The sequence below is a fragment of the Streptomyces bambusae genome (assembly GCF_019400985.1).
Classification (GTDB): Bacteria; Actinomycetota; Actinomycetes; order Streptomycetales; family Streptomycetaceae; genus Streptomyces; species Streptomyces bambusae_A.
This window is the reverse complement of the sequence record NZ_WTFF01000066.1, coordinates 1-21,515: the sequence shown is the minus strand read 5'-3', so window position 1 is coordinate 21,515 and position 21,515 is coordinate 1. Positions and strand designations below refer to the sequence as shown.

Annotated in this window: 15 protein-coding genes; 4 read left to right on the top strand and 11 right to left on the bottom strand. The window is 70.0% G+C overall.

What is annotated here, in order from left to right; genetic code table 11:
- Positions 1 to 41 precede the first annotated feature (41 nt).
- From GPJ59_RS12195 to GPJ59_RS12180, 4 genes are all read right to left on the bottom strand, one after another.
- Positions 42 to 200, bottom strand: a complete 159-nt coding sequence (locus GPJ59_RS12195; RefSeq protein WP_258024275.1) for a hypothetical protein — start codon at positions 198 to 200, stop codon at positions 42 to 44.
- A 505-nt stretch (positions 201 to 705) separates the two neighbouring features.
- Positions 706 to 891 carry a hypothetical protein gene (locus tag GPJ59_RS12190; protein ID WP_219667069.1) on the bottom strand — a complete coding sequence of 62 codons (186 nt, stop codon included), beginning with the start codon at positions 889 to 891 and terminating at the stop codon, positions 706 to 708.
- A gap of 120 nt (positions 892 to 1,011) precedes the next feature.
- A complete protein-coding gene (locus tag GPJ59_RS12185) occupies positions 1,012 to 3,447 on the bottom strand; it encodes a type I restriction-modification system subunit M/S (protein ID WP_219667068.1) in 2,436 nt (811 codons plus the stop codon).
- A 212-nt stretch (positions 3,448 to 3,659) separates the two neighbouring features.
- Positions 3,660 to 4,730, bottom strand: a complete 1,071-nt coding sequence (locus tag GPJ59_RS12180; RefSeq protein WP_219667065.1) for a hypothetical protein — start codon at positions 4,728 to 4,730, stop codon at positions 3,660 to 3,662.
- 705 nt (positions 4,731 to 5,435) lie between these two features.
- Between GPJ59_RS12180 and GPJ59_RS38470 the strand changes: the two genes are divergently transcribed.
- Positions 5,436 to 8,714, top strand: a complete 3,279-nt coding sequence (locus tag GPJ59_RS38470; RefSeq protein ID WP_219667063.1) for a DEAD/DEAH box helicase — start codon at positions 5,436 to 5,438, stop codon at positions 8,712 to 8,714.
- 860 nt (positions 8,715 to 9,574) lie between these two features.
- On the opposite strand, the gene GPJ59_RS12170 is transcribed toward GPJ59_RS38470, so the two are convergent.
- The 7 genes from GPJ59_RS12170 to GPJ59_RS12140 all read right to left on the bottom strand — a co-directional run bounded on the left by GPJ59_RS12170 (position 9,575) and on the right by GPJ59_RS12140 (position 16,085).
- Entirely contained in the window at positions 9,575 to 10,054 is a 480-nt protein-coding gene (locus tag GPJ59_RS12170; RefSeq protein WP_258024274.1) for a hypothetical protein, read from the bottom strand.
- A 367-nt stretch (positions 10,055 to 10,421) separates the two neighbouring features.
- Positions 10,422 to 11,144 carry a type I-E CRISPR-associated protein Cas6/Cse3/CasE gene (locus GPJ59_RS12165; protein WP_219667061.1) on the bottom strand — a complete coding sequence of 241 codons (723 nt, stop codon included), beginning with the start codon at positions 11,142 to 11,144 and terminating at the stop codon, positions 10,422 to 10,424.
- On the bottom strand, positions 11,141 to 11,983 hold the full coding sequence (gene cas5e / locus GPJ59_RS12160; RefSeq protein WP_219667060.1) for a type I-E CRISPR-associated protein Cas5/CasD: 843 nt from the start codon (positions 11,981 to 11,983) through the stop codon (positions 11,141 to 11,143). Before cas5e ends, GPJ59_RS12165 begins: the two co-directional genes overlap by 4 nt.
- On the bottom strand, positions 11,980 to 13,323 hold the full coding sequence (locus tag GPJ59_RS12155; RefSeq protein WP_219667059.1) for a type I-E CRISPR-associated protein Cas7/Cse4/CasC: 1,344 nt from the start codon (positions 13,321 to 13,323) through the stop codon (positions 11,980 to 11,982). Before GPJ59_RS12155 ends, cas5e begins: the two co-directional genes overlap by 4 nt.
- Positions 13,320 to 13,931, bottom strand: a complete 612-nt coding sequence (gene casB / locus GPJ59_RS12150; protein ID WP_219667057.1) for a type I-E CRISPR-associated protein Cse2/CasB — start codon at positions 13,929 to 13,931, stop codon at positions 13,320 to 13,322. The genes GPJ59_RS12155 and casB overlap by 4 nt, the downstream gene beginning before the upstream one ends.
- On the bottom strand, positions 13,928 to 15,547 hold the full coding sequence (locus tag GPJ59_RS12145; RefSeq protein WP_258024273.1) for a type I-E CRISPR-associated protein Cse1/CasA: 1,620 nt from the start codon (positions 15,545 to 15,547) through the stop codon (positions 13,928 to 13,930). The genes casB and GPJ59_RS12145 overlap by 4 nt, the downstream gene beginning before the upstream one ends.
- A gap of 358 nt (positions 15,548 to 15,905) precedes the next feature.
- Positions 15,906 to 16,085 carry a hypothetical protein gene (locus tag GPJ59_RS12140; protein ID WP_219667055.1) on the bottom strand — a complete coding sequence of 60 codons (180 nt, stop codon included), beginning with the start codon at positions 16,083 to 16,085 and terminating at the stop codon, positions 15,906 to 15,908.
- Positions 16,086 to 16,281: 196 nt separating this feature from the next.
- Between GPJ59_RS12140 and GPJ59_RS12135 the strand changes: the two genes are divergently transcribed.
- The 3 genes from GPJ59_RS12135 to GPJ59_RS12125 form a co-directional block, all read left to right on the top strand.
- The gene (locus GPJ59_RS12135) at positions 16,282 to 19,788 is read left to right on the top strand and encodes a hypothetical protein (protein ID WP_219667054.1); all 3,507 of its coding nucleotides are present in this window, start codon (positions 16,282 to 16,284) and stop codon (positions 19,786 to 19,788) included.
- A 257-nt stretch (positions 19,789 to 20,045) separates the two neighbouring features.
- Entirely contained in the window at positions 20,046 to 21,158 is a 1,113-nt protein-coding gene (locus GPJ59_RS12130) for a hypothetical protein (RefSeq protein ID WP_219667053.1), read from the top strand.
- Between the two features lie 203 nt (positions 21,159 to 21,361).
- A partial coding sequence (locus GPJ59_RS12125) for a transposase domain-containing protein (protein ID WP_219667077.1) occupies positions 21,362 to 21,515 on the top strand: 154 nt, incomplete at its 3' end.

Genomic DNA, 21,515 nt, shown 5'->3' with positions numbered 1-21,515 from the left:
GTCGTGGCGTAGCGTGCGTGCGGCGGTCTCGCGCGGACTGCTCAGTCATCCCACTTCGGGGTGGTAACCGTGCCGCTCAGCCAGTCCCGCCGGAGGACCGCGTAGCCGACCGCGTCGTGGACCGTGCCGTCGGCGCCGGGCCAAGCGTCCCGGTAGTGGGCCTCCTTGACGTACCCGCAGCGCCGGAACGTGCGCCGCATGCCCCCACTTGCTCGATACCGGTGATGGCCTGGGCGTCGGGGCCGTTCTCGCGCATCCACGTTATGCAGACCTGCCGCCCGGACACGGCCGGGCATTGCGCCCGGCCAGGCGGTGGTCGGACCTCTCGTCAGCGTCTCCGACGGCACCCCTCGGGCCCGGTGACACCACCCCCAGGTCATCCGATCGACAGAGGGACACAGTCATGCCGGACCCGGAGGCCAGCGGCCCTCTTGCAGGACCGCGAAGAACATAACGGGGGAGGAGAGTTCCTGGCCTGCGACTCTATGCAGTGGAGCCACAGCGATGGAGCACTTTCGACAAATCGGACATTCGGCCGCCATCTACTTGGAAGCCATACCTGGGTGAGAACCAGGGGTCCCGTGATCCTCGCCGTTCGCCTTGAGGCGCGCCGCGTACACCTGGTGCATGGTCTGCGAGCGCAGTCGATTGCTCCGCCGGGTATGCGGCCATCGGCCCCTGCATACCCGGTCTGGCTGGACACCGTCAGCGGCGCTTCCGGAGCTCCCGTACTGCAGGTACCGCGCCCAAGCACAGGCCCACCGACGTCGCGAAGCCGGCTGCGCCCGAGCGGAGCACCGTGGGAAGAGCGGCACCCGCGAGGCTCTCGAGGAGGCCGGCGGACAGGGCGACGACCAGCGAGAAGAGGATCATGATTAACAGCCAGAGCACCCACACGGGCACAACGTTCGTCGCGGGGAGATCAGCGGGACCGTCGGAGGGGGTCACAGAGGTGTTGCCTTTCGAAGTAGACAGTGGGCAGGGACGGGGATGAAGCCGGGGCCCTGAGTTTCACGTCGCAAGCGCTCCACCGGGCAGCACCGGATTCATCAGCTGGTCCGCGAGAAGGCTGCGTGCCCTGATGACTGCTTCCGTCGCCTGCTGGTGCGCGAGCACCTGCTCCTCCAGGCTCTCGAGCAGCTCGGCGACCCGGCGCTGCTGCGCCAGCGGAGGCAGCACCACCTCCAACCGGCCGAGCGACTCGGTGCTGATCGACGATGCCGCGGTGGCGGCCGAACGGTCCTCGATCCAGGCGATCGTCTCCGCACGACGGAGCCAGGCATGCAGGTAGTGGACATCCACTTCCGCGCCGGGTAGCGCACGCAGGCGAATCACGTTCGGGCTCATCAGCCAGGTTTCCTGGTCCGGCCGTACGAGCGCCGGCGGGGCCGTCTTGCCGGAGCGGACGCAGACGATGTCTCCCGTCCTCAGCTGGAATCGCGCGAGCCGGGCAGCCAGCTCGGTCGAGACGCGTTCCTCCTCGGTGTCGGTGATCCGCCCGTCCCTCAGGTGCCGCGGGAACACCACCGGCACCAGGCCGTCGGGACTACGGTCCTTGCTGCCCAGCTGCGTGAACGACGGGCCCGCTTTGATCTCACAGAGGCGGACGAGCTTCACCTTCTGCCACCCTGCCTCGCCGGTCCCTGTCGCCACGAGCTCACTGCGGAGGAAGGCCACACGGGCATCCGCCTGCTCGCTGCTCTCCGCCAGCCGCTTCACGTCGGCCCAGGCCCGCTCCGCCGCATCCTCGAGGGAGGAGACGTCCTGGCCGCCGAGTGCCTGCGGGCGGATGTGGTCCAAGGGGTTGAGTGAGCAGCCCGTATAGAGAAGTGCCTGCCGCTCCACCGACGCGCTCGGTACGGCCGTCCGCCGATCCGGCCCCTCGGACGCGGACGGCAGCACACGCGGCTCAGCGCCCTGTGACCTGTATGCGTCGAGTACGGCAAGGAGGTCTTCCTCCTCCAGAACGCACCGCGGCCCCTTCTTGACCCCGAGGTGCCGTGCGTCGAGGAAGAGCACGCGTTCACACGGGTCGCTCGGATGCCGCATCAGCCACACGGACACGGGTACCGCGGTGCCCGTGAACAGCTTGCCGGGCAGCGCAATGATGCATTCCAGGACCCCTGCCTCGACGATCGCGCGACGGATCGCCGTCTCGGAGCCACTGCCCGAGTTTCCTGCCTTGTTGGGCATGACCAGGGCGGCCCGGCCGCCTTCGCGGAGCGAAGCGAGCGCGTGCTGGAGGTAGGCGAAGTTGGCGTTGTCGAGCGGGGGCGCGCCGTAGGGCCAGGTGCCCGTGCGGCAGGCCTCCCCCGTCGAGTCCTTCATGTTGAAGGGCGGGTTGCTGAGAACGAGGTCGGCCCAGCCTGCCGTGTCCTGGGCTCCGGCACTCGCCCACGGCTCCTCACTCGTCAGGCGCACCCCGGACCGTACGCCGCGCAGTGCCAGATTGAGGCTTGCGAGGAGCGCGGCGTCGCGGCCCTTCGTCTGTCCGAACACCCTGAGCGGCTTGCGGTCAGGGTCTTGCCGGCGGGCCCGTTCCGAGACCGTGAAGGCCTCCACGAGGAACTCGCCCCCGCGCACGTAAGGGTCGTAGACGGTGTGAGGAGCCCGGGCCGGGGACGAGGTACGGGCCAGGGAGGTACGGGCCACGGCGGCCATGAGGCGCACCACGCCCTGCGGCGTGAAGAACTCCCGGCTGCGCAGCCGGGCATGCGTCTCGTACTCGTCGATGATCAGCTGGAAGGCGTTTCCGTCGAGACTGCCCACCAGGTCCACGACGTGGGCCAGGTCTCCCGCGTTCCTGGGCACCAGCTGGGACAGCGACTCGGCGAAGCGGGGCAGCATTCCCAGGCGCTGGACCTCGTCGTCCAGCGCGTGGCCGATGCGTTCGAGCAGGTCCCCGCCGGATGCCCCCGGCCGTTCCGCGGCCTCCGCACCCGCCCGTACCTCGTCCCACCGATCGCGGCGTGCCACTTGGAGGAACTGAAGGGCGACGAGCAGAAGCACGTAGTTCACCATCGACCCCGCCCCGCGCACCCAGTCGGACAGGGGCCCCATGAGCTCACGCACCACCTGCCGGTTCCTGGCGCTGCTCCGCGGATCGGCCGGCTCTGCCACCGGGCGGCGCTGCGGCGCAACGGGGGCGGGCTGGTGAGCCTTCGCTTCCCCGCCTGCCAGGAAATCCCGGGCACGTTGTCCGTACGTGGCCAGCTCGCCCTCCTCCGGGTGCCTCAGATGCGAGGGCACGGGGCGGGTGTCGAGCCAGCGCACAATCTCCGACCGGAGGAAGTAGGCCGTCCCGCCAGCCTTCCTAGGAGAGGGGAAGTCCGGGAACCGGCGCTCCCAGGTGGTGACGGTCGGCCGCGTCACGCCGGCCAGTTCGGCGATGCGTGCTCGCGTGATCTGCGGGTCGTCCTCGTCGAACAGCGCACTGATGCTCCTCATGCTTCTCCCTTGAACTCTGACCGGAGGTCGTTCCGTTGCTGAGAAACGTACGAGCTCGACGCCGTGCGTGTCGTGTGCGCACTGCGGGTGCGCATCTTGCAACATTCTCTACACCGCCTCCGAGGGTGTGACACAAGCCCTCTTTAGTCGAAGATACCGGCAAACGAGATGCCAACCTCGCTGAGTTACACGACCCGTTGGGAGCAAGGGGCTTAACAGTTGCCTCGGGGAGCTGAACGCCGTCCAGCCGTGCGTGCGGCGAAGGCGGCTCTGCCCTCGCCGCCTCCGCCCGCGTGCGAACAGGCGGACCAGAGGCTGTGCAGGGCATCCCGAGTAAGCTGCGCCGGGCGGGCTCCTGCGTCCACCACATGCCGGACGCTGTTCCACTCCACCAGCAGGCCGCCTGCCATGCGTGCATGGTCCGGGGAACGGATCTCGAAGCGCTGCAACCGGCCTTCGGACGCAGACGTGTACATGGCGTTCAGGGCCTCGAGCGCGAGCTCCCGGAAGTGCAACAGCTCGGAGTTCTCCAGAGCCATGAGAGCGTCGAACCGTTCGACACCACTCGTCTCCCGTCTGACGGCCAGCTGCTCGGCGTGGCAGATTGAGGCGTACATCCACGCGGCGCGGGATCGGGCCGGCGGCCCGTCGAAAGCCATGGCCGCCTTGAGATCCGCCATGGCGTCGGTGTCTTCCACGGGCAGGCAGGCTCGGTTCAAGGTCGTGAGCACGCCGTGCACGCGGGCGTCGAGCTGCTCACGCGTCGCCCTCGCCAGGCCGGGCAGCCGTTTGAGGTTCGCCCGCATCTGCCGAACGTGTGCGGGTTCCTGCTTGAACTCCAGCTCCGCCTGCGTCTCGGCCCAGTTGAAGTCGGCCGGTAACTCGTCCCGCCAGCCGACAGGAATCGCGTCGAAAGCACGCTGCTCCTCGTCCTGCCGCTGGGGGCGCGAGTCGAAGTACGCCAGAGCCAGAGCGGCCTTCAGCGGCACGGTCGGGAGGAAGGGCAGAGGCATCTCGGCGAAGAAGGCGAGAAGGACGAGGTCGAACGGAGACATCCGCGGGTGGAGCAGGTCACACACTGCGAGGCCGGCCACCTGATGCTCGGTCCCGGGCGGATAGCGCCGCTGCGACCCACGGCGACCGCCCAGGTAGACGGGCGCGGGGCTGGGAATCAGACCGTACTTGCGCCACGTCGCGAGGCGTGAGGGCTTCAGTGGGATTCCTTGATCACAGCAGGCGTGGATCAGCTGAAGGTCTGCTGCGCTCGGGGGTGTTCTCGTCATGCCGCCAGGCTAGAAACCTGCTGTTGCGCAGCCTGGCCTCGAACCGGGGGGTGCAAGGACCGGAGCAAGCTCCGCAGCGACTCGTCGGGCATCACCGGACGAGCCGTGCAGCTCATCCCGACGCCCACAGCCTGATCCGGGACATGCACGGCGAGATCCCCGCCTGCGCGGGGAGCAGCGCCATGCCGCGCCGTAAAGCATTGAGTTGGCGGGTTCATCCCCGCGTGCGCGGGACGGAGGCACTGCTGTCCGGGCTCTCCCCTGACGCCATGGGTTCATCCCTCGTGCGCGGGAAGCAGGGCGATGGCCTGTTCCCCGGTGTTGCCGTGCTGGGTTCATCCCCGCGTGCGCGGGAAGCAGTCGAATCCATTTATGCCTGCGCCGGAGTGACCGGGTTCATCCCCGCGTGCGCGGGAAACAGAGGTCGTGACCAGGGAGTCTATGTTGGGCGAAAGGCTGCCCGTAAGCACTTCCACCGAATCGGACAGTCGAACCAAACCCCCGCTGGTCACGCAAAGTTCCATGCCCACTCATGTGCCACGGACCGACGTCGGGGCAAACACACGAGCAGCTGGAGGCTGCGCGGCCTCCGTGCGCCCAAGCACGCTGCGTGCCCTGCACGACACCAGCCAGCGCAACCGCCTGACCCACCCTCACGGACCCCCGTAAGGTGCGATGCAGTGATCACCGACGACGGGAGCGGGCGTGGTGGGGGACGAGCGCCGGCGGCGGAGTGGGATCGTCGGGTACTGGCGGGCGGTGGAGCTGTTCGGTCCGCAGAAGGTCCCGGCCTTGTCCGCCCGGGAGCGGGTGTGCGCGGTCGAGGCTGACCAGCCCATGCCATGGGAGGCCGGGCATCCGCTGCGGTCCGTACCGCTGGAGTCCGGGTACGGGTGGCAGCACGTCGTCTACGGCGGGACGTACGCCCTCAGGGCGGTCCGGGACACCCTGCTCAACGTCTTCGGGGAGAGCGAGGAGGACCACGACGGCAGGATGGACGGCGAGACCGCGCTGTTCGCCATGACCGTCACGGACGAGGGCCGGCTGGTACTGGACTCACCCGTGTTCTCCTCCTGCGCCTGGGCGACCGGCCGCGCGATCGCCCCCGGTCCCGGGAGCCGTGGCTGGCTCGACGGGTTCGAAGAAGAGACCGACGCCTGGAACCGGCGCGCCGCCGACCTCGGAAATCCAGTCGGAGCCGCCCCCGTGGGCGGCGGCGGGGACTCGGAGGTCGTGGCCCCTGTGGGGTCGGCGGCGATCACCTCTCGGCACCTGTTCGGGTTCGTCGACGAGCTGGCTCGCGCCTGGGGAGTCTCCGCCGCGCTCCAGCCTGTCGGGCTGCGCGTCCGCAGCGTCGCAGTGCGCCTCGACCGCGGCGCAGGTGCCGGATCCGCCGACGCCGACCCGCAGGACTTCCTCGACAGCTTCTTCGCCGCTGACCTCGACCTGGTGGCCCGCGAGCTCAGCCGGCGCAACCCCGGCCCCGGGCTCGCCGCCTACCTCACTCCCGCCGCGGCACTCGACAAGGCCCGCCGGATCGATCTACGGCTGCACCCCGAGGCCGCACTCGCCGGCGTCGCCCCGTCCCGTACTCCCGCGGGCCGATGGCCGGCCGATGCGGCGCACCCGCTCACGCTGAGCCAGCAGTTCGCCGTCAACGCCATCCACACCGAGCTCGCCCCAGCGGCCGGGCTCTTCGCCGTCAACGGCCCTCCCGGCACCGGCAAGACCACCATGCTGCGCGACTGCTTCGCTGCCGCGGTCGTCGAACGCGCCCGCCGCCTGGCCGCGCTGCGCCTGCCGTCGCAGGCCTTCGCCGACCAGGCTCCGTACGTCTGGAAGAGCGGTGACCACACCCGTACGGTCACCCCGCTGCGCCCGGAGTTCACCGGCTTCGAGATGGTCGTCGCCTCCGCCAACAACGGCGCGGTGGAGAACATCTCCACCGAGATCCCCGCCCGCGCGGCGCTCGGCCGGCCGTGGCGGGAAGACGCCGACTACTTCGCGGAACAGGCGACCCGCCTCCTCAAGGGCGAACCGGCCTGGGGCGCGGTGGCCGCGCGCCTGGGCAACAAGAAGAACCGCCTGGAGTTCGTCAACCGCTTCTGGAACGGCAAGTACCGCCGGACCGACGCGGGCGCCCCGCCCCCGCCGCCCGTCCCGCCGCAGGCCGACGGCCGCCGCTCCCGCGACGCGTGGCTCGACAGCGGCAGTGGTCTCTCCCACCTGCTGCGCGAGTGGCGTGACACCTCGCAGAGCGGAGTGTGGCGCGAGGCAAAGCAGCGGTTCACGGCCGCGCTGGCCGAGGTCGAGCGGCTGCGGGCGGAACGGGCCGGCGCCGCCGAGGCGTACGCCGGCCGCGCGGCGGCGTACGGGGCCTTGGGCGAGGCGCGGCTCGGCGTGGAACAGGGTGCGGCGGAGCTCGCCCGCTTACGGGGGACGATCCCGCCCGCCGAGGCCGCGCTCTCCCACGCCCAGCGGGCGTTGTCGGAGGCCGAGCGCACCCATCAGGCACATCTGGCCCGCCGCCCGGGCTTCACGGTGAGCCTGTTCACCCTGGGCCGCGCCGCCCGCGACTGGCACGCGCAGGAAGCCGACGTGGCGGGCCTGGTCGACGACGCACGGCGGGCTCGCGATGCGGCCCAGGCGGGGCGGGACGGCGTACACGGGGCTGTGGCCGCCGCAGCCGCCCAGCTGCGTGCCCGTCAGGAGACGCAGGACGCCGCCCATGCGCGGGCCGACGGCATCGAGCAGACGCTGGCGGAGGCGGGCAAGCGCTGGGAGGGGTTCGTCCCCGACGGCGCCTGGCTCACCGACGCCTCGGCGCGCGAACGCTCCGCCCCCTGGTCCGACCCGGACATCACGAAAGCCCGTACTGAGGTGTTCCTGGCCGCACTCGACCTCCACCAGGCCTTCTTGCGCTGCACGGCACGCACGATGTACGCGAACCTGATGGCCGCCATGGACGCCGTCACCGGGGCGGTACCGAGGACCGTGCCCGAGACGCACCTTCGGGCCGCCTGGCAGAGTCTGTTCATCGTCGTACCCGTCGTCTCCACCACCTTCGCCTCCCTCGACCGGGTCTTCGGGCGACTGGGCCAGGAGGCGCTGGGCTGGCTGTTCGTCGACGAGGCCGGGCAGGCGACTCCGCAGATGGTGGTGGGCGGCATGTGGCGTGCCCGCCATACGGTCGTCGTCGGCGACCCGTTGCAGCTCGAGCCGGTCGTGGTCCTGCCGTGGACGGCGCAGCGGGCACTGCGCGACGACTTCGGGACGGCGGAGGAGTGGGCGCCGGGCCGCACATCGGTGCAGCAGCTCGCCGACCGGGCCAACCGCTACGGCACCCTGCTGCCTGCCGAGCTGCCGGACGGCAGCCACGAGGTGTGGGTCGGATCGCCGCTGCGGGTGCACCGGCGGTGCGACGACCCGATGTTCTCCATCAGCAACGCCGTCGCCTACGACGGCCTGATGGTGCAGGGTACGGACCCCGGAGCGCGGGAGCCGTACGTGTACCGGCCGGCCAGCAGCTGGGTGGACGTCGTGTCGACGGAGTCGGAGGGCCACTGGATCCCGGAGGAGGGGCGGGCGCTGCGGCGGGTGCTGGAGCGGCTGAAGCACGACGGGGGCGTGGACCTCGGCAGGGACGTGTACGTCATCAGCCCGTTCCGCCAGGTCGTCGCGGGGGCGCAGCGGGTCTGCCGGGGCCTGGTGCCGGCCGAGCGGGTGGGCACGGTGCACACGACGCAGGGCAAGGAGGCGGACGTCGTCGTCCTGGTCCTGGGCACGGACCCGCGCCGCCCGGGCGCACGCGCCTGGGCCGCCGCCCGCCCGAACCTCCTCAACGTCGCGGTCAGCCGCGCCAAACGGCGCCTGTTCGTGATCGGCAACCTGGAGTCGTGGCGCGAACAGCGCTTCTTCTCCACCCTGGCGGAGTCGCTTTCCGCGCACACGTGGCAGTCTCAGCCCCAAGATGGTCCCAACTGACCATCGCCGGGTCGGCATCCTTGATGGATCCCCGCTTATGCGGGGCGCAGTACCAGCCCCAGAAGGGTTCGGTCGTCAGCTCGGGCTCATCCCCACCCGGGGAGCAACGGCCGATGCACTGGGCGTCCCATTCGTACGCAGGTTCATCCCCACACGTGCAGGGAACAGGCCGCCAACGACCGGGCACAAGCCCGCATGGTGGGTTCATCCCCTGGGTGTGCACGGGGCAGCGGCCAACGGCCGTACGTACGGCCATGTCCGCCGGATCATCCCGTGTGTACGGGTCGAAGCGCGCGACTCCGGCCTTCCTCAGGGCAGCACCACGGGCTCGTCCCGACAGGTGCAGGGAGCAGACCACGTCGATGTATCCGGGTCGCAGAATGTCTGGTTCATCCCCACGCCTGCGGGGAGCAGCCCTAGAGCGCGTCCTCAGAGGCGACGATCTGAGGTTGATCCCCGCAGGCGGGGCAGACCATCAGCGGCCAGACGAACTTCATGACCTCAGGGTCATCCCCTCAGCCGCGGGGCGTAGAAGATCATCCGTCGGCGCCACAGCCCCGTGTACGGTCCATCCCTGCGGACGCCGGGAGCACAGCGGGTTGGCCGTGGCGACGAACAGGCAGTGAGATTCATCTCCGCGATGTGCGGAGCAAGCTACGTGACCGGCCACTTTAGTCTCACGACGTCGCCTCGGGGCGGGTTCCTGGAATCAAGCGCTCTGCAACCAGCGTCGGCGCCGTCCATGGCGCCCTACGACGGCCTCGCCGTGCATGCCGACAGGACACGGCTGCCACGCTCGGCGCAGCCCCAACCACGCCGAGCCCAGGCCCGCCGGATATAGTGAAGGCACCAACTGTTACTCAGGCGCGGAAGGCCCCCACCGGCATGGTGAGGGCCTTCTGTCTTGTCCGGCTCGCCCCGGCTGGGGCCACCTGCAGCTTCGGCCGGCCCGTCGGGGTCGGCGGAGTCTGCTGGTAGGCCGGGAGCTTCAGATTCGGGAGGTCCCCCGCCTGGATCCGGGCGAGGGTCGCACGGAATGCCGCTTCCATCGCCTCGGGGGTCTCGTACTTCGCCGCCAGCGGGTGGAGCCGGTACGAGTTGCCGTTGCGCTCTTCACTGCGCGGCCTGAGCACGATGTTCAGCTCGCACAGCGGCGCCAGGAGTCCGCTGACGGCCTGCGGCGTGACGCCGTACTCCGCAGCCAAGTCCTTCTGCCGTACCGGCAGCGTTCCCCTGAAGTCGCTCCGGGAGATGAGGTACTGGAGGAACTTGACCGCGGACCCTGACAACTGCAGGGCCCAGATGCGCTCCGCGACGATCGGAGCAGGTGCAGGAAGCAAGCCGAGGGAATGCTGCCCCCACTCGGTCAGAACGGTTCATCCCTGCGGGGTGCAGGGAACACGCCAGGCCGGTCTTCAGTATCTGGCCGACCGCGGGTTCATTCCCTGCAAGCGCAGGGATCAGTTCACGCCGGAGCAACTCCGGTTTGTGCTGTGAGGTTCATTCCCACGAGCGCGGGATACGGGAAGCATTCTGGCGACGGATGCGCCTGATCCCGGGATCATCCCCCGCAAGGCGCGATGCGCTGGCAGGGGATGGAGCGGCCTCGGCATGGCCTCCGACAGGACTCGTCCAGGCCGCGGGCCAGACACGTGGAGCTCTCGACTTTTGTCCGCGGACGAAAGTCGGGGACCCCGCCGTGTCCGCTCACCTTGTCAGTATCAGCCCGCAACTGTAGGCGCGGGCGTGGCCGAGGCCGTTGGAGAGGGTGTTCACCAGGACCTCCGGGTCGGTAACGGTCAAGGTTCCGCGGATCTCCGCACGGGCGACCCTCAGGCCCTTGTGCGGGGCGGGGCTGGAGACCGTGGGAAGCATGCGGATGGCGAGGCCGTCCGGGTCGGCCGTGGCTCCGATCCTGACCACACCCGCCTCGGTGACCGCTGGCTCACCCTCCGCCTGGAGGCGCCCGACGAACCACTTCTTGACGTGTTCAGGGTTGCTGTGGGGGACCCTGGAACCGCGGACCTTCTCCGAGACCGGCCTGCCCGACGGCCTGGTGCGGGTGGGGTTGACGACCGTACGGAAGCCGAGAACGTCCCCGGCCCGGAAGGTCCGGTCGACCGTGATCGTGTGGGGCTTGTCCGTGAGGGCGTCCCGGGGGACTGCACTCCAGTCCGCCGGGACCCGGGACTGGACGACCAGGACGAGAGCCGCTGCCTTGAGGTCCACCGACCATGTCGACAGGACGCCCATCTGGGACCGGGCGGTAGGGGCGCCGTCCTCGACCCACCCCCGGAATCCGCTCATCACGGTGCGGTGCATGTCCTGTGCGTCCACGAGGGACTTCGCGACGTAGGGATGGCGGGCGTCCATGGTCAGGACGGAGTGGGTGGTGACGAAGCGGGCCGTCGTGGCGCGCGTGCTGTTCACGGAATGAGGTCCCATCCGGTTGCGGTCGGGGCGATGGTGACGCGCGTACGGGTCTCCCAGCGCGTGGTGTGGACCCGCCGTGCGGAGTCGAAGCTGACCGGCTGGTCGTGGACGGGTGAGGCCCCGGATGCTCCCGGTGGGGCCTGGATCCATGCCCATGGACGGCGCCCCGTCACCGGGTCTTCCGCAGCCGGCAGTAACTGCTTGGCGGTGAAGGCCCGCGCGAGCGTGCCGGGCAGGATGCCGGCCGCCAGGGTGCCCGAGGGCGGGCACGACTTGCGGCCCAGCCACAGCAGTCGCTTCGGGTGCTCCAGAGCGTGGGCGATCTCCTCCAGCCGACTCCGGTCCTCGTGCTGGAGCCCGACCAGGAAGGCCGCGTCCGAGAGATACCAGCGCTCGGTGACCAGCGCCGTACGCGAGAGCTCACCGGAGACCAGGGTCCCGGAGACGGGGTCGGCAGCGATCTTCTTCGGTGCGCCGTACCAACCGGCCAGCTCGTGGTGGCCGAAGCTCGTACCGGTGGCCGCTTCCAGGCTGGTGGAGACGGCCGCGGCGCGACGGTGGTCGGTGACGATGTCGCGGGGGCGGAGCGGATAGCTGCCGGCTCCGACCGTGTGGTAGTCCCGTACCGGGGTTCCGGGATGGTCCGCCCGGACGCCGTAGAGGAGTTCGGTGAGGTCGTCCACCGGGTCGGTGCGGTCCCTGCCGAGGGCTGCGGCGCACAGGCCGATCACCCCCGACTTCGTGGGCCGGCTGTGGGTGTCGCGGCGCGAGAAGCGGGACACCGCCCCCCAGGACTGCAGAGGAGCGGCGAGCCGCACCAACAGGACGTGCGTCACGCCGTCAGCTCCTCGATGGACGTCACCGGCTTCGCGCCGAGCGCATCCAGCTCCCCGAGCAGGCTGTCGATCTGCGGGTCGTACGTGAGCACACGGGCAGCCCCGATGTCCTGGCGGCGCTTGCTGACGAAGACGTGGTGGGCCAGCAGCCGCCTGACCGCAGCTGGGCCGGCAGGGCCTTCCCCGCCCTTCTCCTCGGGGTTCTCGTCGATGGGCCGCTGGAAGGCGGCGGCGTAGTTGTAGGGACGGTCCCCTTCGAAGGCGAGGACCAGAGCGGGCAGCGATCCGGTCGAGGCGGTGGAGTTCCTCTTCGCCTCGGGGAAGGCGTCGACGAAGGCGTTGACGAACTCCTCCTCGGCCTCACCGGCCGCCTCCTCCGCCTCCGGGGCGTCCATGCCGGCGGCCTGGAGGTTCCGGCGGAGCCGGACCCGGTCGAGTACGGCATGCCGGTAGAAGGTGCCGGAGATCAGGGACTGGTAGCCGGTCATTCCAGCGCCGGAGTCGTCGGCGGCGTCCAGGAAGTCCAGGGCGTTCTTCTTGCGGTCCAGCTTCGCGTCGTCGGCAGCGGCGTAGAAGTCGTCGACCTGCTCGGCCTCGTGCACGGTGAAGGCGTGGCTGGTCTGGATGGCGCCGTCCACATTGGGGGAGTCGGCGATCTCGGCGAGGAAGCGGCCGTAGAGGGCTATGTCGATGGCGTCGCGCGGGGCGAGGGCCGCCAGGACGGCGGCGCGGGTCTCGGCCGGCAACGTCGGGAGGGACTTGGCCTCGGACGCGTCCTCCGTCTCCGCGGCGGCTCTGGCATCGGCCGGTTTGCGCGCGCCCTTCTTGGGCTTCACCGAGGCCGCCTGCGCAGCCACGTATCCGGTCGTCCATGCCCGGAGGCGCTCTTCCTGCCCGTCGATGTGGGCGGCGATGCGGGAACCGGCGTCGGACGGGGCGAACAGGAGTACCTTGGTCAGGTTGGCGACGGTCTTCTTGGCGGGGTCGCCGAACTTCAGCCCCGTGGCCTCGATGACCGCGCGGGCCGCCCTGACCGCCTCCTCCTTCTCCCAGCCGTGCTCGGAGACCAGCGCCCGTGCCGTGATCAGCGCCCACTCACGGGTACGGATGCCCGTACTGCGTCCGGCCAGGGCGCCGATACCCGCATTGGCCCGGTCCCGGGCGTGGACCCGCTCGGCACGACGGCGCGCCTGGCTCGTGATCATGTGGCGCTCGGCGCCGCCGTAGACGATCGACTTGGGCGAGCCGTTCTCGTCGCGTACGGGCAGCACCGCGACGAGGGTCTCCAGCAGGTGCAGGGAGAGGAACGGGCTACCGGTGAAGGAGGCGTTGCTGGTCACAGGGTGGTGCCCTTCTCGGTCGTGTCGGCGGTGATGGTGTCGGCGGTCCTGTTGCTCTTCCCGGCGTTGCTGGACCGCGTGGGAGGCGTGTGGAAGGCCACGGCCCAGTGGTAGGGAATGCGGGCTTTGCGGTCGCTCCACCGGCTGAGGTCGTCGGCGAGCTGGGCCCAGGAAGGCGGCTTCTGGTCGCAGGCGCGCAGCCGGGCGACGGCGTGCTGGAGGTGGCGCCACGGGATTCTGCGGCTCGCGACGATCCGGTCGATCAGCCGGGACGCGCCCGGGTCGTCCGGCCCGCGCCCGATGCCGCTGCCGATCCTGCGGGCGGCGTCGCCCAGGCTGCCGAAGCCGTACGAGGGCTTCGCCGCGCCCTGGTGGTAGATCGCGAACAGGAAGGCCACCTGCTCGTAGACCTCGCGCTGCTCCGGGTTGAACCAGCCGGCTCTGATGTGCGCGTTCGTCCGTACTCGGGGTCGGCGCAGCTGCGCGAGCTGCCCGTACTCCCGGTTGTGCACGAGAGCGGCGAGCCAGGCCGCAAGGTGCTCGCTGGGAGGCTTCTCCTCCCAGGCGGCACGGCCTATCCGGCTCTCGGGCGTGGTGTCGGTGCTCATGCGGTACCCCCCTGAAGTTCGTCCGGAGCCTTGGGGTGCGCCAACTCGTCGTCCAAGCGGCGCAGTGCCGCGGCTCGCGCCTGGGAGCCCCGGGAGTTCCTGGGCAGCGAGTCGAGGGCCTCGGTGAGGAACCTCCTGGCGGCGGTGGAGAGCACCGAGGCGTAGTCGTAGAGGCACTCGTGGACGTCCTCTCCCGCGGCGGTCTCGTCCAGCAGCAGCATGAAGGCCTCCTCCGTCGCCTCCCAGTGCTTCCACCGCACGTCGAAGCGGGCGATCTGGCCGGCCTTGTCGGCCGGCTTGGGATTGGGATAGGAGATGACCCATGCCGCGTACGCGGCCTTGCTCAGGCTCGCCGCGACGTGCTCGGCGATCAGCGATCCACGCTTCGAGGCCCGGTACAGCTTCGCCTCCAGGCCCGGGGCGAAGGGGAAGACTCCGGAGACCCAGGTGATGGCTGTGGTCTGCTTGGCGACGAGACCGACCGCCCACAGGCTGATGCTGCGTGAGCGAGGCCGGCCTGGTTCGGGCAGGACGTCCGGTGCGGGGAAGAGCGCGAGGCGTTCGTAGAGGTTCTCGCCCTTGTTGACGAAGCCCGGGGTGGTGGCGTGCCAGACCGCCGCGTACAGAGCATGGGCGTCACGCCACACGGCTCGCGAGGCCGAGGCCCACAGGGGCTTCCTCCTCCCGTCCGCCCCGACGGCGTAGACGGCGTCCTGGAGGTGCAGGGACGGTTGGAGGTCGAGAAGTTCGCCCGCGCCCATCAGTACTCGGTCGACGGCGCTCCCGTCCGGCGTCGGCCGCACGAGGACGGACCGGCCGAGGTAGCTGTGCAGGTCCGCCGGTCCGCTCACGGCGCGGCCGGCCGGCTTGGTCCGAAAGCCCCGGCGCTCCTGCTGTCCGGCGGTCCAGGAGCGGTTGAACGCACCACGGGGGCCGGCGGTCGGTACGAGGTTGAGGCGGAGGGTCTCACCCAGGGTCGAGCCGAGCGCGACCACGCGGATGCGGCTGGTCAGACGGGCCAGGGCGAGGTTGGTGATGGTCGGCCCGAGCGTCTCCTTGCCGGAGATCCGAGCCCGGCCGGCCGGCCCGTACACGTGCTGGGTGAGCATCGCCCGGAAGGCCTCGGCTGCGGGTAACGGGGCCGGGTGCTGGAGGTGGTGGTGGTCGAAGAACTGGTTGTAGTCGCCCACATGCTCGATCACCAGCTGCGCGGGGCCTGCCCCGTGCTCGTCGAGGTACGGCGCGAGGAGCGCGTTCTGGCCGAGCGGCTCGGTGGGGTGGAAGAGGTCCCAGGCCTCGTCGTCCGGCCGGCCGTCGAGCCACGCGGCGGCTTGGTCCAACGGGTGCTTGTCCTCGATCCAGTCCTGCCACTGCGTCGCGGTGGTGGGGCAGGTGCCGGACGCGTAGCAGATGGCCAGCAGGTACTCGAGGACGGCGACCGTCTCGCCCGGGGTGGAACCGCTGACGGCCAGCAGCTCGTCGGCCTCTTCCAGCAGTCCGACGAGGCTCCGCTCGACCCTCTCGCCCTTGAGCGTCAGCGCCTCGGCACATGCTTGCCGCCGGGGGTCCCAGCGGGGACGTATGACCCCGCCGGGCGGGGGGTGTAATTCAGCCAAGGTGCACCGATCGCTCTCTGCTCATAACAGTTCCCTGCTGGAATGAGGCAGGACCGTAGCATGCAGATTGGGCTGGTATGACAGGGTTTGAGGAATCCCAACTGCCCCCGCACGAGCGGCGGCCGAGGAGCTGGACACGGGGCGGCTCACGCACAGGTGAGACAGCCGTGGTCCCCGCGGATGCAGGGCAGGAGAGCTTGCTCTGCTCGTAGCACGAGCCATCCCCACAGAGCGGGGAGGGGCGTCCAGGCGGAGAGGGTAGCGGCCCCGCGAGCAGGACCACCAGGCCACTGTGACCAGGTCCCGGTCCTCCGCAGCGGCGCTGCGGAGGACCGGAAGGGCACAGATCGCCCGCGCCTCAGCGCTGGCCGCGGCGCCGCACCAGGATCGTCAGCGTCGCACGGGCGTCACGGCGCCGCTCCGGGTTGCGGGAGAGCACCGAGGACGCGGCGACCGTGACCACGGCGGCGGTGTAGGCCAGGCCGGTGGCGGCGGCCAGCGCGGCCGCGTCGTGGAGTACGGACGGCAGGACGGACATAGCGATCCCTTCGGGAAGGTCGCCCGGCGGTCTTGCCCGCTGGGCTTCGGTCCCACAGGTATGCATCGTCGGAAGGCCTTCCGACGATGTCCGGACAGCCGGTAGCACGGTAGGTGCGCTGGTCAGAAGCAGGGTGTTCATGTTTCCGGAGAAGTTAGGGCCAGACGGCGAAGGGACCGGTCGGTCAGGAGAAGGCGTGGACGTGACGCACTTCGCCAAGGAGCTGCGGGCGCTGTACGAGGCTGCAGGGGGAGGCACAGAGCTGGGACTCAAGAACCTCGTCAGCCTTGGCGAGGAGCACGGGTTCAAGGTCGCTGACTCCACCATCAGCGGCTGGATGAGCAAGAAGCGCCCTTCCGTTCCGTTGCAGGAGCGCCACGTCCGTTACGTCCTGCGGGTGCTGATCCCGTACCTGGAAGAGCGCGCCTGTCGACGCTCGCCGACCCATCGCAAGATCAGCCCCGAAGGGTGGCAGTCGCGCCTGCGATCGGCGCAGCAGAGCCGGAAGAGCAGACAGGGCGGCAAGGTCCCCCGAATCGATGCCGAGTCAGTGGGCCGTCTCTACGGTCATTCGGCAGAGGTCAGGCAAGCCGTCCTCCCGCTGGACTTCGAGGGCAGGCACCAGGAGCTGGACGAGCTGGCGGCCTTCGCGAGGGCATCGGTCGGGCGAGGTCCCGCCTACGCCTACTGGCAAGCCGACGCCTGGGCGGGGAAGTCCGCACTGCTGGCCTGGTTCGTGCACCGGCACCTGCCGGCCGGGGTCGACGCCGTCAGCTACTTCATCGCCGGACGTCTGGGCACCCATCACCGGGACAGCTTCCTGCGCGACGTAGCGGATCAGCTCGCGGCCGTCGCCGGGAAGAAGCGCACGGCACCAGGTCCCCGACGCCCGGACCAGCTGCACGAGCTCTATGAAGCGGCAGCACAAGCCAGCGCCGCACGGAAGCGGACGCTGCTCCTGGTCGTGGACGGCCTCGACGAGGATGGTGGTGCGGGGCCGGGCGAGCAGAGCATCGCCGCACTGCTGCCCAAGAACCCGCCGCCCGGAATGCGCGTCATCGTGTCGGGGCGGCCCAATCCGTCCGTCCCGGAGGACGTCTCCGAGGACCACCCCCTGCGAGATCCCTCCATCGTCCGCCGCCTCGCCGCTTCCCCCGAGGCTCGCGTCGTTCGGGACATGGCCGTGCGTGATCTGCACACCCTGCTGGCCGACCCGGTCGTCGGCCAACCCCTTGTCGGCCTGCTCGCGGTGGCCCGAGGCGCTCTGAGCGGCGACGACGTGGCAGAGCTGGTGAGCGTGCTTCCGTACGATGTGGACTACAAGCTGCGCAGTGTCGCCGGTCGCAATCTGGCACCGGACGACACGGATCGCCTTGCTGTGCGGGATGTCGCCGGCGAACCTCACCTGCGCATGTACGTCCTCGCGCACGAAGAGTTGCGCCGTGCGGCAGCAGCTGCCCTCGGCCGTCGGCAGCTGGCCCGCTACGAGGCCCAACTGCACGCCTGGGCCGCCACCTACCGGGCCGCGGGATGGCCGCCGGACACTCCGGACTACCTCCTGACCGGCTACACCCGCCTGACGCAGCACAGCGCAGCTGCCGACCAGCTGGCGGCACTCGTCCTCGACCCGCTGCGGCAGCTCCGCCTCGTGGCTCGCTCCGGAGTGGACATCGCCCTGTCGGACCTCGACCTGGCTGTGGCGCCCGATACGGTCGACCCACTTCGAGATCTTGCCGTGCTGGCAGGCGTTGCCGCGTCCCGGGAGTTCCTTCTCCACCATGCCCGGACCTTTCCGCGCTCCGTCTCCCGCGCGGCCGCCCGGCTCGGGGACGCCCGGCGGGCCACGGCCATGGCGATGGCGTCCCCTCACGCCATTGACAAAGCGGCTGCGCTGACCGGTGTGGCCGATGTCCTGGCGGACATCGGCCACGACCGGGCCGAGGAAATCGCGCGCGGGGCGGCCACCTGGGCATGTACGGCCCGCAGCCAGGCCCTGCCCTTTGCGGGGGAGGCCGAGGAGGCCGAAGGAATCGCCGCCCGGGCTGCAGTTGTTCTGATCGCGACGCGTCAGAAGGAGGCCGGACTCGAACTTCTCCGTTCGACCCGGGGAACGAGTACGGCGAGATGCGAGGCGTGGGCGGACGCAGTCCGCCTTCTTCTGCCGAACCACCCGGTGGCGGCGTCGGAGCTCCTCGACGAGATGGAGGCAGAAGCAGAGGACCTGGCACAAGGCGCTGACGCGGGGCGTCCGGAAGAAGACCCGTCCATTGCCGTGCAGATCTGGTCGACGCTGGCAGCGATCTCCCCGCAGAGCGCAGACCGGTTCCTCGACCGCATCGCCCACCATGTGCAGGCCATATGGGCAGAGTCACCGACGCTGGAGAACGTCACCGAACCTGCCCGCGCAGCGATCGCCGCAGCAGAAGGCGACGAGAGCGGCGACCGCGATGGCTCCCGGGATGGTGACCGGACCGAAGTCGACAGGCTGGCCGGCGAAGCCTTCCGGCTGGCGGATCTGGGCAAGGACCATGAGGCGAACCAGCGTCTGGACGAGGCTCTGGCACTGCTTCCGTACGCTTCGGGCCCGGAGCATTTGATCGCCTGGATGCCTGCCCTGGCGGGCGCGCTCGTCCGCATCGGCTCTCTAGCGGATGCCGAGGCGATCGCCGCCGAACCGTCCGGCCCCCACGACCGCGCTCGGGTCCTTGCCGCTGTGTCACTGGCGTACGTGGACACGGGGCAGGGGACCGATGCCCGTAAGCACGCCCATGAAGCAGCCCATGCTGCGCGGGCGGCTCTGGCCAAGGAGAAAGGCGACGCCGCTGGCGCCTGGGCCCACGCCGCACAGGCCCTGGCTTGTGCGGGGGAGCCGGACGCTGCGTTGCAACTCATCGATCAGGCGCAGCCACAGGAGCGCCTGCGGAAAGCAGCCTGGCGGAGTGCAGCCCGGCAAGCCCGGATCGCCGTCGCCGAGGGGACCGCCGTACACGCTCCGGCCGCTGCCGCGCGACTCGTCGAGGCGGAGCGGGAGCGCCTGGTCGCCGGACGGAGCAGACCACGCGGACTGGCAGGTCTCCTGGCCGGCCTCGCTTCTCTTCTGCCTGCCGCAGCCGGATCGCAGCAGACCTGCCAGGACCGGCTTTCCCATGCGGTGCAGGACGCACTTGATTACGCGACCGAGCCGCCGCAGGCATGGCAGGCCGAGACCGTTCTCGTACACGCCCTTCTGCGCATCGGTGCTGGCGAGGACGTCGACCGCCAGCTGGACTGGCTGCACAGGGACACGGGGACCCACCGTCCGGAGCACTCGTCGACGATCGGCCTCGCCATCGTCCATGCATTGCTGGGTGATATCTCCGAGGCTCGGCGGGTGGCCGATCTGCTGGTGGATCCGGGGTCCCGCGCGGCAGCATTCGCCGCCGTCGCGGGTCACCTCGCCCGCGTTCCGGCCCGTGTCGCCCCGGTCAGGGCCCCTGACCCCGGGGACCCCGATCCCTTCGTCCATACGCTGCGTGCCCTCGCGCTGGCCGCCTCTCCGACCGCTGCCGGCGACGCGAAGGCGTCAGCCGGGTTCGTACGGCAGGCCCTGGCGGGTGCGGGCTGGCATCATGCGCTGCCGGTGCTGGCACAGATCGCACCCGAGACGGTCGCAAAGGTGCGGGACATCGCCCTCGTCCACCTCCGGAGCGTGGCGCCTGCCTGAGCCCGCGCCACGGCGGACGTGGGACAGCAAGAGGCACGCTGCGACGGCCACACACGAGAAGCAGCCCTCGACTTTTGTCCGTGGACAAAAGTCGAGGGCTGGGCTGAGGTCGGGGGCTGGCGACGGCTGCCCGGGGGAGGGGCGGCCGGCGGACCGTACGGATCGTCCAGGGCGGAAGGATTTCCCGTCAGAAGCGTGAGCCTCGATAATCTCCCTCTGCCCACGGGGCTCGGGCCACAAGCTAGTTGAGGAGAGGCATGTCGCACTCTTTAGGCAGCGCCGGCGGAAGCGAGAACGGGAATCCTGCGCACGGCGGATCGGGGGCCCAAGCGCCCTCGTCGGCTGTGCCAGGCGGGCACAGCGCGCCCACACAGACTCCGCTCCCTCCGCCGGGGACGTCAGCCACACCCCCATCGGCGACATCACCCACGCCGACACCTGCATCCGCTCCCGCGTCGGCGTCGACCCCACCCGGCCCGTCCGCTGGCAGCCCGGCAACGCCGACAGGCGGATCTGGTACGCAGCCCACTACCACCAGCACACCGCCTGCACCTGGCGGCGACGCGGAATCACGCTGGAGCCACAAGGCCAACATCATCGGCCTGCTGACCCTTGTTGCAGCCGTCGTAGGCATTGGGATCACCGTCTACTACAGCAACGACTCGTCCGAGTCGGGGCGCTCACAGGCAAAGAGTGGGGACGTACAAGCAAGCACTGGTGCGTCGGAGGCCGCCCGCCAGCCCAGGCTGAAGGTTTCCCGTGTCGCGGCTTACATCAAGGCCGGCATCGAAGGCAAGGAAGAGACTTCGGAAGGCGAGGAACCCCTTTCCAGCCTGCGAGGCCCGCACATCGACATCACGTTCGAGAACCGTGCTCCCGGTCCATCCCTGATCACCAAAGCCACGTTGCGACTCCGTGAGGCCGGAAGCCTGCCGTCGTGCCATCAGATCGGTGGGGACCTGGCTATCTCCATGAACTACGACTTTCCGCTGCCTGCCGACCTGCCGAAGATGCCGTACGAGCAGACGAAGGACATCAGCTTCACCGTCGAGGACAACAAGATCGATCGCCTGACTCTCACCGTGGGGCCGAAGAACCACGGCTGGACGAACCCCTGGTACGGGGTGGCGGACATCGTGTTCGAGCACGACGGGACCAAGACCACGGTCGGCCCCATCGTCGTCGTCGATGCCGGAGGCGATGCGGACTTCTACCCCGAGGACGACACATGGGTCATCAACAACATCAGTCGCCCTGCTTGCCTGGACGAGAATGCCGCCCTGGTGAACCGGCTGATGGCCATCCCCGGCGTCACCGTCTCGAAGGAAGTGAAGTCGCTCCGGGAGAAGCTGACTTCCATGGGCCATTGATCTCCATGGGACGCTGACGTCCCGCTGTTGCTGAGAGACCAGGTTCCGGCTCGACAACGGTGTTCGACTTTTGTCCGTGGATAAAAGTCGAACACCGTTGTGCTCATAGGGGCCGCTACGCCGCGGGCTTCCTGCGGCGTAGCGGCGCGGCGTCGAGGACGGCCCACACGCGGCGCCCGTCATCGGCCAGATCGTCGCCGCAGCTGTCCACCGTGGCCACGGTCGCGGGAGGTGTTTTCGCGCCGGGGCATGTGGGTGAGCTGACTCAGTACCTGCCGTTCGAGCTGGTCGATGACGTCCTGGCGCAGACCAGGACCGTGCAGCGCAGGCTGCGCATGCTGCCGTCGCGGGTAGGGG

Bases quoted from the DNA above. Each gene is read 5' to 3' on its own strand.
- GPJ59_RS12180 (WP_219667065.1), bottom strand. From the start codon at position 4,730: ATGACGAGAACACCCCCGAGCGCAGCAGACCTTCAGCTGATCCACGCC.
- GPJ59_RS12140 (WP_219667055.1), bottom strand. From the start codon at position 16,085: ATGTCCGTCCTGCCGTCCGTACTCCACGACGCGGCCGCGCTGGCCGCC.
- GPJ59_RS12195 (WP_258024275.1), bottom strand. From the start codon at position 200: ATGCGGCGCACGTTCCGGCGCTGCGGGTACGTCAAGGAGGCCCACTAC.
- casB (WP_219667057.1), bottom strand. From the start codon at position 13,931: ATGAGCACCGACACCACGCCCGAGAGCCGGATAGGCCGTGCCGCCTGG.
- GPJ59_RS12185 (WP_219667068.1), bottom strand. From the start codon at position 3,447: ATGAGGAGCATCAGTGCGCTGTTCGACGAGGACGACCCGCAGATCACG.
- GPJ59_RS12130 (WP_219667053.1), top strand. From the start codon at position 20,046: ATGTCGCACTCTTTAGGCAGCGCCGGCGGAAGCGAGAACGGGAATCCT.